Source organism: Qipengyuania gaetbuli (assembly GCF_020524765.1).
Classification (GTDB): domain Bacteria; phylum Pseudomonadota; class Alphaproteobacteria; order Sphingomonadales; family Sphingomonadaceae; genus Qipengyuania; species Qipengyuania gaetbuli_A.
This window is the reverse complement of the sequence record NZ_JAIVLR010000001.1, coordinates 945,892-958,840: the sequence shown is the minus strand read 5'-3', so window position 1 is coordinate 958,840 and position 12,949 is coordinate 945,892. Positions and strand designations below refer to the sequence as shown.

The window sequence follows — 12,949 nt, the reverse complement described above, 5'->3', positions numbered from 1 at the left end:
TGATCTAGGAGCTCACGTGGTTCGTATGTGTCTGTGCGCAATGCCATTTATGCTCCTTAGGTCACGCCAGGGAAAAAGCGCAACTCGGTTGGGTCCTGCTGCTCCAAAAGGGCGCGAACCGAGCTTGGAAGAAGATAGGCGGCAATCCGGTCACCTTCGACTAGAACCCCTGCTTCGCGCATGTAGCGAAACAAGATCTGCCGAAGCTTTTTCAAGGTAGTTTCGGAGAGGTCATCCAGATCCTCGTTCCACTGAGATTTTGATGCCACGTAGGCGTCGAAGTGTTCGTAGTTGAGGTCGGTTCGGAAATGAGCAAGGCGCTCGCCCAGGACTTCGATCGAAAATTCTCGGATAAAAGGATAGGTCCGGCAAAGTGCCAGCCACAGTAGGGCGCTCTGCTCAACACTACTCCCGGACAGGAGGAGCGATCGCTCGTCGTCGTTGAGGAACGAGAGGCGAGTTACCAGCTCTCGGATTGTTCTGGTGGAAGATGATTTTGCCTGAAAGCCAGTCAGACCTCTCTCTCCAGCAATTTTCTTCACCGCTTCCCAATCGCCAAGATCCTCATAAATGGAAGCAAGCTCTACTGAGGCTGGTGCAAATAGGCCTCCGGTCGAGAATGATAGGCGATAAGGATTCTTTGCGGACATCGGTCGTGTTTATCAGGCTTGAATGTATCGGTAGGGAAATTTTCTGAGACCCGTCAGGCTAGTGAATGGTTTCAAAACGACACCCACAGCTCATGCGGGGACGAAAGTCTCTGCCCATTCGCAGAGCGACGGTCTAGCGGGTTCAATCGAGAGAGTTTTCATACCACTATGGCTATAGGTTACCTTAAGGCCTTTTGAGGCCTGCTTGTGGCAGGGGTGGTGGGAACTTCCGCCTACCCTTCATGACGACTTGCGCCGACCCACGAAACCTTATGATCTGAAAGCCCCTATCTCAATGCACTTATCGACACCGCTTCCCATTATGGAAGAGGCACAAAGGCGTGATGCTCGAACCTACAGCCGCTCCATGATGCTCACGGGTAGCCCCAGGTCACCGGAGGGTACCCGGTTGGTTGGTCTGATCGTGGATGAGGTGATCTCACCCTACAAGGCAATGCAGGGGCAACTCAGGCCCTCTTCGATCCTTAAGTACCGCGCGATTACAGGCGCTTTCCTGGCAGATTTGCTCGCGGCCGCATCCGTTGATGTTTGGTGCAAGTTAGCAACCAACACTAACGCCCAATCGGGACGCCCAGGTGGGCCGCAAGCCTTCAAGACGATGAGGGATGCTCTTGGTGAAGCCGAATTGATTGAAGAGCTGCCCGGGTATATCCGCACATTTTCACTGTTTGGAGGGAAGCAGACGAAAGCGGCTCGAACTAGTTTTCGACCCACTGCGAAGCTCGTGGAACTAGCGGAGAGCCAAGGCATCGCTCTTACGGAGTGGCACAAGCATTTCGATATGGGTCGTCCGGCCGCCCCAGGAGCGACTGACCTCCTGGAGAAGAGGGGGGAGAAGAAGTCGAAGAGTTCGGAACCTAGGCGTCTTGCGGTCAATCTGACTGAGCCAATGGCGGCAAAGATCGTGGCTGACCTTCAGCGTCTCAATGAGCACTTAAGGGCGCCTGGGCGGATCGAAGGCATCGCATTTTCTGGGTTGCGACGGGTCTTCAACAATGGCGACCGCCCCGATTTCAATTGGCAGTGGCACGGACGATACTATTCTATGCCGGAGGCCGACCCCTATGAGCGGATGGAGGGATCCGCCGAGACTCGGAAACGCGTTATTCGCATCGATGAGCAGGAGGTTGAGGAGGTCGATATCAGCGCTTCGCACCTCACGATCCTTCATGGTCTATTGGGGATGCCTTTCGATAATTCGCGCGACCCATATGAGGTCTACGACCTTGCACCGGGAGCGGGGTCGGTCAGAGACTCTGGAACGCCCCATGGCTTCTCCGGCCCTAAGGTCGATCGGGAAAGGATGAAGGCATGGCTACTCATCGCTCTGGGTACCTCCGACCCAGCAGCGGGTGGCTCGAAGCATAATCTAGCTAGGAGGGCAGGCCTTGGTCGATATCCATTCTTGGCTGGCCTCCCAAGCTTGGGCATAGGCCCGCTAGACCTCCAATTTCATGAGGCGGAGATCCTTCGGCTGGCCATGGAGGAATTGATGATCGACCATAAGGTCGGTTTCCTACCGGTCCATGATGCCCTCATAGTTGCCAAGCCGAATATTAGGTTGGCCAAAAGTGCCCTCACGGGGGCGTTTACCCGGTACTTTCGGGAGACGCTGGGCCTGGCAGCAGGCCCCGAGCCAAGACTGAGCTAGACGAAAGAGTCCCGGCTTAGCCAACGATCTAACGGTCCGTGGGGCGCGCTCAACGCCACTATGCCTCTTTGCCATTTTCGCCAGAATTCGGCCAGCACAGTCGACTTCAGGCTTCTAATCCGCCCGATTATTCTTTGGAGAGAGTTTAGCTGCCGAGAGCTCGATAGACAGAAGCTCTGCCAATTTTTAGCTGCCTGCTGATCTCCGTGGGATTTAGGCCCTCACGCCTCAGTCGCCTAACTTCTTCCACAGGGACTGAGGGTTTTCGGCCTTTGTATACACCCTTAGCTTTAGCCTTTGCGATACCCTCCATCTGGCGCTCCCGACGTAGAGCGGTTTCGAACTGCGCAAATACGCCGAGCATCTGGAGGAAGGCGACGCCCGCTGGAGTGGCGGTATCTATTGGCTGCTCTGACGCCTGAAGGTTGGCTCCCTTTTTCCTGATCGTTCCTACGATGTCCTCCAGATCCCTGACGGAACGCGCGAGACGATCGATCCGGGTCACCATCAGGGTGTCGCCCTCGTGCAAGAATTCCAAGATCGTATCCAACTGCTCGCGACCTTGCCTGGAGGCTCCGCTCTTCTTTTCAGAACGGACAATAGTGCAGCCGGCAGCTTTGAGCTTCTCCTCCTGGACTGTGCAGTCTTGATCGTCGGAGCTCGCCCGTGCGTAGCCTATAGTTGTGGCCATGATGAAACTGTTCCAATAGCGTCTGGACCATTGGCTCTGAATGTCCGGAATGTTCACGTCAATGCTAATGAGACACCGATAGTGTCTCAAGGTGACGTATCTTTAGGGTATACCCTGCGGACGTCCAGAAGTCTTCTGGAGCTTGCGGGTTTAGCTCCTTTGGGTCCCAATGGGTCCCTTTGGCCAAGCTTGATGGTACCGTCAGGATTGATGAAGATACGACTTCACAATCGATGGCTTCACTGCACATCGCTCAGACAGGTGGGATCCTTAACACTTCGCGAGATTGCTCGAAAGAGTATGGCTCAGCTTTCTGAGCGGCAAGCGGCATGCGACCGATGTTTTAGGCCATGCTGACGGGTTAACTAAAAGGCACAAGTTCTGGAGCAATGGCGTGTTTCAATCTGCCCCAAGCCCCCTCCGATCCTACTCGGCGCCAATGTGAGTTGGTTTCCTGCCCGAAGCTTCCCGTCTAGAAATCGCGTCGAATAAGGGCGTTTCCAAGTCTTCTCCGGCTCCTTGGCGCCTCAAAGTGGATCGGACACCTTCCCACTCCCCGTGGGGCGGAGTATCCTCACTCTCGCGTCGACTGTAGCTGTAAAGTGCATCAACGTGAGCAGCGATCCCTGCGGCAGTGATGAGATGGCTATTGACTTCATGGAGGGTGAGCACGTTTGTTCGATGCCTTCCTCCCCGGCTTCGCATCCGGGCTGTGAAGACCTGAATGTTCCCCAACAGGTTCGCCACGGATTTGGCAGCCCCCTCATTACCGAATTCGGCGAATTGCTCGAGCTGGGGAAGAACCTCCGAAGGCAGCGAGGGCACAACTTCTAGGGCCTGAAGGGGGACAGCAGCTCCTCCACCGTCGACCCGATGATAGATCTGTAAGAGCTCATGGATACAGTCGGCCGACCATTCCGAAAGATTGCTGAGAGATAGTGGAAGGACCGCTCGGACCGCGCGAAGCTTTCGGGCCTTATTGGCCGCGTCCAATTTCCGCATTTGGTGCGTCTGATTGTATACGAAACCACCAGCAATTAGTGCGCCAATCGCAGCGGCCAGCAGCGCTATCTCAAGTGACCCCAAGCTCGACAAAGCATCTGTCGCCATCTCTGGGGTCTCTGGGGTAGTGGTTCCCGAGTACTGGATGGGCGACGGCGGTGGAGTGGATATAGCGGTGCTGCTGGAGGTCGCCTCCGGTGTTGTCGTCATGGTTTACCGTTTGTGTCGAAGTCGAATTTCTCAGGCCAGACCTGGCGGGCGATCGCATCAAGGTCAGCTACCGTCAGCAGGCCTCCCTCATTAATCCAGTGATAGCAATCAAGATCGCTTTCCTCCCGGTCAAGCCTCCAAAAATCGAGCAAGAGATGAATTGCAGCCTGCCTGTCGCTGGCTTGCTTCTTGGGCACATACCCAACGGGCAACCAAACCCAAGAGTCGAATTCGTCCTCGTGGTAGATCCAGAGCATCCAGTCTTTGCGGCCCCGGCTCAGATAATACGCATCGAGCCTAACGTGCCTAGGTGACCACGCCCATTCCACTTGCCCCAGATACTCAGCATTTGAGGGGCCTTTCGGAAGAGCGACGCCCGGGGGCTTCACATCGAAGCCCACCACCGCATCAAAGGCCACCGGACGCTCTTCGAGTTCCACCACCGGCACTAGGCGCTGTTGTGGCAGCTCAGAAGGAGACATGGGTACATGAGGCTTCTTCAACGTTTATCTCCATGCTTTCTTATTGCTAGATTCGCGAGCGGCAGAAAGTGCATGAAATCTGGGGATTTTGGGGCGTCGATGTCCAATTCCCATTTGGCACTTTAATCATTCAATCTGATCTCGCTTCTGCATTGTTGCGTAGACGCTCCTCCATCCAGCGTACGAGTAGTGGCAAGCTATGCCTGTTTATTAGGAGATCTTCGTTTAAAGGCATGACCTCTCTTGGAGCCGTACCGCCAGTACTCTCAAGTAATAACGTTCCCATACATATTAGCTGATCTAAACTAGCAGGTTTCTGCCAGACCTGACGGTAGCGGAAATCAAACTCAGATAGCTCGAGCTCGAGGCGATCGACGAGTATCTTTCGTCTGCAATGGGTGGCGTAGTTATGGGGTGGAGGAAGTTCTTCCATGCATCTGCGAACGGCTGCAAGGCGTAAGTCTCTTGCGGCAGAGGCAAGGGGATAGGTCCATTTCTCGGATCTCAGCATTGGACGCGCTCCTTCAAAGTACTGAAGGGTTGGCCCACATGCGGTTCCGATATTAGCCCGATCATTTGCCGACTTGGCCACATCTGCGTTCGCAATACCACCTTACCCGGGCGGGCAGGTTGGTGAGGGAGCACCCTTCTCTTGATGATTTATTCCCAATACCAGCTTTCGCTCAGGTACACAGCAAGATCTCGCACTGGCCCCACAAGCCTGAATTGAACGACACCTAGCGAACCACCGCCGGTTCGATTGTTTTGAGCCAATGATGGAACGATTTAGACTGAGAGTTGCTCGCCAGAGATGCATATTTTTGGAGGCTAATTTCCCTATCGGAAATTGTCGTCGATTTGAGTCCCTAACGAGGACTCGAATTTAGCTAGAGTATTGAAACTCGTACACACAATCGGTACACACGACGCTGATCGAGAGTGCACAGAATGGCGGATTTCTGCGGTTCTTGGGGTGCGTAATGGGAGTCCTCTTCTGGCACCACTACTTTTCGAAAAATTCAAGAAACGCGGACGGAATGTTCGTTTCCAATCCGCGGTCCGGTTGAGTTTGCGTTGCACCGTGCAGCGGGCCTAGAGGGCTCGCAGCCGGTCGCGAGCGATTCCTGACGCGGCCGTGCCAGGAGAGAGAATTCGATGAAGTCACTGGTCAAGGCCAAGGCCGAACCCGGCCTGTGGATGCAGGACAGCCCCAAGCCCGAAATGGGCATCAACGACGTCCTCATCAAAGTGCGACGCACCGCCATTTGCGGCACCGACATGCACATCTGGAAATGGGACGATTGGGCGCAGAAGACCATTCCGGTGCCCATGATCGTCGGCCATGAATTCGTCGGCGAGATCGTCGACGTGGGCGACAATGCCGGTGACTTCCAGGTCGGCCAGATCGTGTCGGGCGAAGGCCACGTGGTGTGCGGCCGCTGCCGCAACTGCATGGCGGGCCGCCGCCACATGTGCGCCCATGCGCAGGGCATCGGCGTGAACCGCGCGGGTGCCTTTGCCGAATATCTCTCGCTTCCGGCGGCCAATGTGTGGGTCCACGATCCCAAGATCGACCTCGACGTCGCCTCGCTGTTCGACCCCTATGGCAATGCGGTGCACACCGCGCTGCAGTTCGACGTGCTGGGCGAGGACGTGCTTGTCGTCGGTGCCGGCCCGATCGGCATTATGGCCGCAGCGGTCTGCCGCCATGCGGGCGCGCGCCACGTGGTCGTGACCGACCTCAACGACGAGCGCCTGGCGCTTGCCAAGCGTATGGGCGCAACGCGCACCGTCAACGTGACCCGCGAGAAACTGGAAGACGTGCAGGCCGAACTCGGCATGACCGAAGGCTTCGACGTGGGCCTCGAGATGTCGGGCAGCGAGCCGGGCTTTGCCTCCATGGTCGACAACATGGCGCATGGCGGCAAGATCGCCATTCTCGGCCTGCCCGCCGGCGACGTGCGGATCGACTGGCACAAGGTCATCTTCAACATGCTTACGCTGAAGGGCGTCTACGGCCGCGAGATTTTCGAGACATGGTACAAGATGCAGGTCTTCGTGCAGAGCGGGCTCGACCTTTCGCCCATCATCACCCACCGCCTTCCGGCGGACGATTTCGAGCAGGGCTTCGAGGCGATGCTTTCGGGCGAAGCCTGCAAGGTCGTGCTGAACTGGGAATAGGAACGCAACATGTACGGTGAATTCCAGGCCCATCTGCAGGCCGAACTCGATTCCATCGAAGCGCAGAACCTGACCAAGAACGAGCGGTTCATCGCCTCGCAGCAGTCGGCGCGGGTGGAAGTGAACGGGCGCGAGCTGATCAATCTGTGCGCCAACAACTACCTCGGCCTTGCCAACAATCCCCAGATCATGGCGGCCGCGCGCGAAGGCCTCGACGAGCGCGGCTTCGGCATGGCCTCGGTGCGCTTCATCTGCGGTACGCAGGACATCCACAAGCAGCTGGAAGCGGAGCTGTCCGACTTCCTCGGGATGGAGGACACGATCCTCTACCCGTCCTGCTTCGATGCCAATGGCGGCCTGTTCGAAACCCTGCTCGGCCCCGAAGACGCAGTCATTTCGGACGAGCTCAACCATGCCAGCATCATCGACGGCATTCGCCTGTCGAAGGCAATGCGCTATCGGTACAAGAACAACGACATGGCCGATCTCGAAGCGCAGCTGAAGGCGGCCGACGAGGCCGGTGCGCGCTTCAAGCTGATCACCACCGACGGCGTGTTCTCGATGGACGGGCACATCGCCCAGCTCGACAGGATCTGCGACCTCGCTGAAAAATACGGCGCGCTGGTGCATTTCGACGACTGCCACGCCACCGGCTTCCTTGGCGAAACCGGCCGCGGCACGCATGAGTACCGCGGCTGCATGGACCGGGTGGACATCACCACCGGCACGCTCGGCAAGGCGCTGGGCGGGGCGAGCGGCGGCTACACTTCCGCGAAGAAGGAAATCGTCGCGCTGCTGCGCCAGCGCTCGCGGCCCTACCTGTTCTCGAACACCGTGGCTCCGCCAGTCGTCGCCGGCAGCCTCAAGGCGATGGAACTGGTGCGCGAAGGTGCGGCGCTCGAACGGCTGCGGCGCAATACGGCCCGCTTCCGCGAAGGGCTGGAAAAGCTCGGCTTCGACCTCATCCCGGGCGAACACCCGATCATCCCGATCATGTTCTACGATGCCGAGATCGCGCAGCGTTTCGCGGCCGAAGCCATGGTCGAGGGCGTCTACGTGACCGCCTTCTCCTACCCCGTGGTGCCCAAGGGCAAGGCGCGCATCCGCACGCAGATGTCCTCTGCACTGAGCGAAGCCGACGTCGACGAGACGCTGGCCGCCTTCGCGCGGGTAAAGGAGCGGCTCTAGCCCTTACGCCTCGGCCCGAGATAGCCGAACAGGTAGGCCGCCACCTTCCGCATCTGGATCTCCTCCGCGCCTTCCGTGATGCGGTAGCGGCGGTGGTGGCGATAGATGTGTTCGAAGGGCTTGTGCCGTGAATAGCCGATCCCGCCGTGCACCTGCATGGCGCAGTCGGCAGCCTGGCACACGAGACGGTTCGCCCAGTAATTGCACATCGACACCTTGTCGGAGATGGTCCGCTCGATCTCCTCGTGGGGCATGTTGTCCATCTCCCACGCGGTCTTGTAGATCAGCAGGCGCAGCATTTCGCACTGGGTCGCCAGTTCGACCAGTGGGAACTGGATCGCCTGGTTGCGCGCCAGTTCCTCGCCGAAGGGCTTGCGCTCGCGGGCGTATTTCACGCTCTCTTCGACACAATACTGCGCCGCGCCGAGCGAGGAAGCGGCCTGCCGGATGCGGTTCTGGTGGACGAAGCTCTGCGCCAGCGCGAGGCCGCGGCCTTCCTGCCCCAGGATCGCGCTGTCCGGCACCCAGACATTGTTCAACGACAGGCGCGGGTGGTCGGTGGGCATGTTGAAGGTCCACAGCCACTCCTCGATTTCCAGGCCCTCTGTCGGGTTGGGGACGAGGAAGCAGGTGATACCGCGGGCCGAGCCGTCCTCGCCGTCGGTGCGGGCGAAGAGCGCGCAGTGGGTGGCGACGTGCATGCCGGTGATCCACATCTTCTCGCCGTCGATGCGCCAGCCTTCGACGCCGCCCCGCGTTTCGCGGACCGCGCGGGTTTCCATGTGCGTGGCGTCGGAGCCGTGATGCGGTTCGGTCAGGCCGAAGGCGACGCGGCGCGTGCCTTCGAAACCGCCGAGGATGAATTCCTGCTTCTGTTCCTCGGTCCCGAAGGTCTCGAACATGGCGACGAAAGGGAAATTGCCGACGATCGAATGTTCGTTCTGGAGGTCGTTGTGCAGGCCGAGGCCGCGCTGGGCGAAACGGTCGCGGATGACTGCCATCCACAGGTTCGACCCGTCCTTGCCGCCGTATTTCTTCGGCGCGGAGAAGCGCCAGTGCCCGGCCTTGTCGGCAACCTTGCGCGCCTGCCGCAGCAGGTCTTCCCATTCGTGGCGCGGCAGGCCGCCTTCCTCGAAATCGGTCCGCGCCCATTCGCGGCGGTGGTCGAAGAAGCGGATGTTGTCATCCTTCGCGACCAGCGGCTCGATCTCGGCTTCGATGAAGGCGACGAGTTCGGCGTAATAGTCTTCGAGGTCCTGCGGGATCGTGAAGTCCATCAATCTGCTCCGGTCCAGAGTTTGCGGGCAACCGCCAGCGCGGGATATTTGGGCACGTCGGCGGCCAGCTTGGCAAGCGCGGCGCTTCTCAGTTCTGCGAGCAGCCCTGGCGATGACAAATCGACCTCGCCGTCCAGTAAGGCGCCCGAAAGTGCCGGGTCGCCGATGCCGATGCGGGCTGCCTGGCTGCGCGCGATCATGCCCAGCGCATTGCGGGCCACGGCCAGCTGGAAGCGGTCGTGCCCTTCCATCCGGTCCTTGATCGTGCCGAGCCATTCGGAGATCGCTGTGGCGATTTCGCCGTCGCTCGCCTCGCCGGTTTCCTCTGCCATTTCGGGCAGCATGACCGGGCGGGCGCGTTCTTCTTCCGGCGCGTCCTGTTCGAGCAGCAGGAGCAGGTCGACCTCCTGCTCGCTGGTCCGGCGCGAGATGACGGTGCGTTCAAGCATCCGGTCCTCGCCGCTGCGCCAGTAGGAGGCCATGCGCAGGCAGCCGATGGCCCACCAGACGGTGCGGTAGATCGTCCAGAAGCGGAACCGGGCGCGGTCTACCTGCCGGCCGCCATTCGCTTCGTAGGCCTCGAGATAATGCTCCATGCTGCCGAGGCCGAGGCCGGGGCGGTCGTACCGGGCAAAGCGCCAGACCGCCATGCAGCCGAAGGCGAGATCCTCGTGCCAGTCGCCGAGGTGGGCGAGCTCCCAGTCGAGCACGCCGGTCAGCCCGCCATCCTTGGCCAGCAGATTGCCAAGCCGGAAATCGCCGTGATTGAGCACGGGCTCGACCGGATCGGGGCAATTGTCCTCCAGCCAGCGCAGGCCCAGCGCGATGATCGGGCGGTCAGAACCCGCTTCCTCGAACTGGTCGCTCAGGCGGGCGATCGCCTCGCGGTAATCCATCACCGGCACATCGGCAGGCAGGTCCCCGGCACCGAGCGAATGAATCCGGGCAAGCTGCGAAGCGCATTCGGCCAGCAGCGCGTCCTGCCCGTCCATCGCCTGGATGGCGCGCGGGTCGGGCGTTCCGGGAAGCGTGCGCATGACGAAACCGCTGCCGATGCCGTCGGCCTCTTCCAGCACGCAGACCACTTCGGGGGCGGTAACTCCGGCACCGCGGGCAGCCTCGATTACCGCCGCCTCGGTCGCATGGCCGAAGGGGCGATCCTTCATGAATTCGAGGCTGGGCGCACGGCGCAGGACGAAATCCTCGCCTCCGGCCGAGAAGCGCCAGCTTTCCATCGTTGCGCCGCCTGTAAGGCGTTCTTGTGTGCCGGGGCGGGGAAGGCCGGCGCGAGCGATCGCGCGGGCCAGCCCTTCAGCCAGCTCTATCGAAGAATCTCCCATCGCCACGACTTGTGCATCAAGGCGGGGTCCCCCTCAAGTCCCGCCTCGACTTCCGGCGAACTGGCCTTATCGTTGCCGGCATGAGCGCAGCCTCCTCCATGGTCGACAGCTTCGGCCGCCGGATCGATTACGTCCGGCTATCGGTCACGGACCGCTGCAACCTTCGTTGCACCTATTGTATGGCCGAAGAGATGGAGTTTCTCCCGCGCCGCGACCTGCTGACGCTGGAAGAAATCTCGCAGCTTGCCGCGCATCTGGTGGCGCGCGGCGTGAAACGCATCAGGCTGACCGGCGGCGAACCGCTGGTCCGCAAGGGGTTTACGGATCTCGCGCGGATGCTTGGACGATTGCTCGACAGCGGCCTCGAGGAACTGACGCTGACGACCAATGGGACGCGCCTACCCGCGATGGCGCAGGAATTGCGCGCCGCCGGGATCGCCCGCGTAAACGTCAGCCTCGACACGCTCGATCCCGATGCCTTCGCGCGCATCACCCGCGGCGGCGACGTTGCGAAAGTGGTCGCGGGCATCGATGCCGCCCTTGCTGCGGGAATGGCGGTGAAGGTCAACATGGTCGCCCTGCGCGGTGTCAACGATGGCGAGATCGTCACCATGGCACGATGGTGCGGCGCGCGCGGTTGCGACCTCTCGCTGATCGAGACGATGCCGCTGGGCCATGTCGAGGGGGAGCGCGGCGACACCTACCTGCCGCTCTCCGAAGCGCGCGAGCTGCTGGAGAGAGAGCTGACGCTGACCCCCTCGCTCCACCGGACGGGCGGCCCCTCGCGCTATGTCGATGTGGCCGAAACCGGTCGGAAGATCGGGTTCATCACCCCCTTGAGCGACAATTTCTGCGCGGGGTGCAATCGCATCCGCATCGCGGCTACCGGGACCGTCTTCGGTTGCCTCGGCCACGACCAGAAGGTCGAGCTGCGCGATATCATGCGGTCGTCGGGCGCAGGCGCGCTCGACGATGCACTTGACCTCTTGCTGGCGGGAAAGCCGCAGCGGCACCTGTTCGATATCGCCCGACCCGAACCTGCCACGCACAGGCACATGAGCGTCACCGGCGGCTGACCGCATCGAAAAGCGTTGCAATTGCGAACCGTTTCGCCTTGTTTCCCAGCCGGAAACGAGGAGAGAATCATGGGCGAACACGCCGCCAACGGACCGCTTACCGGCCTCAGGGTCGTCGAATTCCAGGGCATCGGACCCGGCCCCCACGTGGCGATGATGCTTGCCGACCTGGGCGCGGAAGTCGTGCGGATCGAACGGCCCGGCCACCAGCCCATGAACCCCGTGGTCGAACGCGCCCGCCACCGCGCAGCGGTCGACCTCAAGAGCGAGGAAGGGCAGAATTTCGTCCGTGCGGCGCTGGCCCATGCCGACGTGCTGATCGAAGGCTTCCGGCCCGGTGTGATGGAGCGGCTGGGGCTGGGTCCTGATGTCCTGCTCGAAGCCAACCCGCGGCTCGTCTATGCCCGCATGACCGGCTGGGGGCAGGACGGGCCGCTGGCGCAGGCCGCCGGTCACGACCTCAACTATATCGCGATCACCGGCGCGCTCGATTCCATCGGTGCGAAGGGTGAATTGCCGATCCCGCCGCAGAACCTCGTCGGCGATTTCGGCGGCGGTTCGATGTACTGTGCCATGGGCATCCTTGCCGCGCTCTACGAACGTGAGCGCAGCGGCAAGGGGCAGGTCGTCGACGCGGCAATCGTCGATGGCGTGACCAGCCTGATGAGCTTCTTCTTCGGCCAGCCGCACAGCGCCCTGCGCACGACCGAACGCGGGGCGGGCCTGCTCGGCGGGGCGGCGCATTTCTATCGCTGCTACGAATGTGCCGACGGCAAGGAAGTCAGCGTCGGTGCGATCGAGCCGCAGTTCTATGCCGAACTGCTCCAGCGTGCCGATGCGCCCGAGGAATTGCGCGAAGGCCAGATGAACCCCGCCAATTGGGACGACTACACCGACCGCCTTGCGGCCATGTTCAAGACCAAGACGCAGGCAGAATGGATCGTCCTGCTCGAAGGCACCGACGCCTGCTTCGCCCCAGTCGTCCCGCTGGACGAGGCGAAAGACCATCCGCACATGAAGGCGCGCGGCGCTTTCGTCGAGCACGGCGGGCGCTGGCACACCGCGCCCGCCCCGCGTTTCGACCGCACGCCGGGTACGATCCGGGACAGTGCGCAGGACGGCGAAGAGGTGGTGGCGCGCTGGAGCGAAGGGGGCTAGTGGAGCGCGCATAAGGAGAGAG

10 protein-coding genes and 1 riboswitch are annotated in these 12,949 nt (G+C 60.7%); of the genes, 5 read left to right on the top strand and 5 right to left on the bottom strand.

Translation table 11 applies throughout. The annotated features are described in order from the left end of the window. Positions 1–56: 56 nt before the first annotated feature. Positions 57–650 carry a DUF1819 family protein gene (locus tag LC083_RS04930; protein WP_226699431.1) on the bottom strand — a complete coding sequence of 198 codons (594 nt, stop codon included), beginning with the start codon at positions 648–650 and terminating at the stop codon, positions 57–59. A 409-nt stretch (positions 651–1,059) separates the two neighbouring features. On the opposite strand from LC083_RS04930, the gene LC083_RS04925 reads away from it, so the two are divergent. Further along, positions 1,060–2,322, top strand: coding sequence for a hypothetical protein (locus LC083_RS04925; protein WP_226699430.1), 1,263 nt, complete (start codon positions 1,060–1,062; stop codon positions 2,320–2,322). A gap of 145 nt (positions 2,323–2,467) precedes the next feature. Here the strand turns inward: LC083_RS04925 and LC083_RS04920 are convergent, their stop codons facing one another. Beyond that, complete coding sequence (locus tag LC083_RS04920; RefSeq protein ID WP_226699429.1) at positions 2,468–3,013, bottom strand: recombinase family protein; 546 nt, start codon at positions 3,011–3,013, stop codon at positions 2,468–2,470. Positions 3,014–4,221: 1,208 nt separating this feature from the next. Then, complete coding sequence (locus tag LC083_RS04915) at positions 4,222–4,728, bottom strand: hypothetical protein (RefSeq protein WP_226699428.1); 507 nt, start codon at positions 4,726–4,728, stop codon at positions 4,222–4,224. Between the two features lie 541 nt (positions 4,729–5,269). Beyond that, a riboswitch (SAM-I-IV-variant riboswitch) is annotated at positions 5,270–5,371 on the bottom strand. 491 nt (positions 5,372–5,862) lie between these two features. Here LC083_RS04915 and tdh point away from each other — a divergent pair. Both tdh and LC083_RS04905 read left to right on the top strand, forming a co-directional pair. After that, the gene (gene tdh, locus LC083_RS04910) at positions 5,863–6,888 is read left to right on the top strand and encodes an L-threonine 3-dehydrogenase (protein WP_226699427.1); all 1,026 of its coding nucleotides are present in this window, start codon (positions 5,863–5,865) and stop codon (positions 6,886–6,888) included. A gap of 9 nt (positions 6,889–6,897) precedes the next feature. Further along, a complete protein-coding gene (locus LC083_RS04905) occupies positions 6,898–8,076 on the top strand; it encodes a glycine C-acetyltransferase (RefSeq protein WP_226699426.1) in 1,179 nt (392 codons plus the stop codon). Here the strand turns inward: LC083_RS04905 and LC083_RS04900 are convergent. Both LC083_RS04900 and LC083_RS04895 read right to left on the bottom strand, forming a co-directional pair. Continuing rightward, positions 8,073–9,353: an acyl-CoA dehydrogenase family protein gene (locus LC083_RS04900; protein ID WP_226699425.1), complete on the bottom strand. Its 1,281-nt coding sequence runs from the start codon at positions 9,351–9,353 to the stop codon at positions 8,073–8,075. The two genes, LC083_RS04905 and LC083_RS04900, sit on opposite strands and share 4 nt — an antisense overlap. Then, the gene (locus LC083_RS04895) at positions 9,353–10,693 is read right to left on the bottom strand and encodes a phosphotransferase (RefSeq protein WP_226699424.1); all 1,341 of its coding nucleotides are present in this window, start codon (positions 10,691–10,693) and stop codon (positions 9,353–9,355) included. The genes LC083_RS04900 and LC083_RS04895 overlap by 1 nt, the downstream gene beginning before the upstream one ends. An 80-nt stretch (positions 10,694–10,773) precedes the next feature. On the opposite strand from LC083_RS04895, the gene moaA reads away from it, so the two are divergent. Continuing rightward, the gene (moaA, locus tag LC083_RS04890) at positions 10,774–11,769 is read left to right on the top strand and encodes a GTP 3',8-cyclase MoaA (RefSeq protein WP_226699423.1); all 996 of its coding nucleotides are present in this window, start codon (positions 10,774–10,776) and stop codon (positions 11,767–11,769) included. Between the two features lie 69 nt (positions 11,770–11,838). Further along, complete coding sequence (locus LC083_RS04885) at positions 11,839–12,927, top strand: CaiB/BaiF CoA transferase family protein (RefSeq protein WP_226699422.1); 1,089 nt, start codon at positions 11,839–11,841, stop codon at positions 12,925–12,927. Positions 12,928–12,949: the final 22 nt, after the last annotated feature.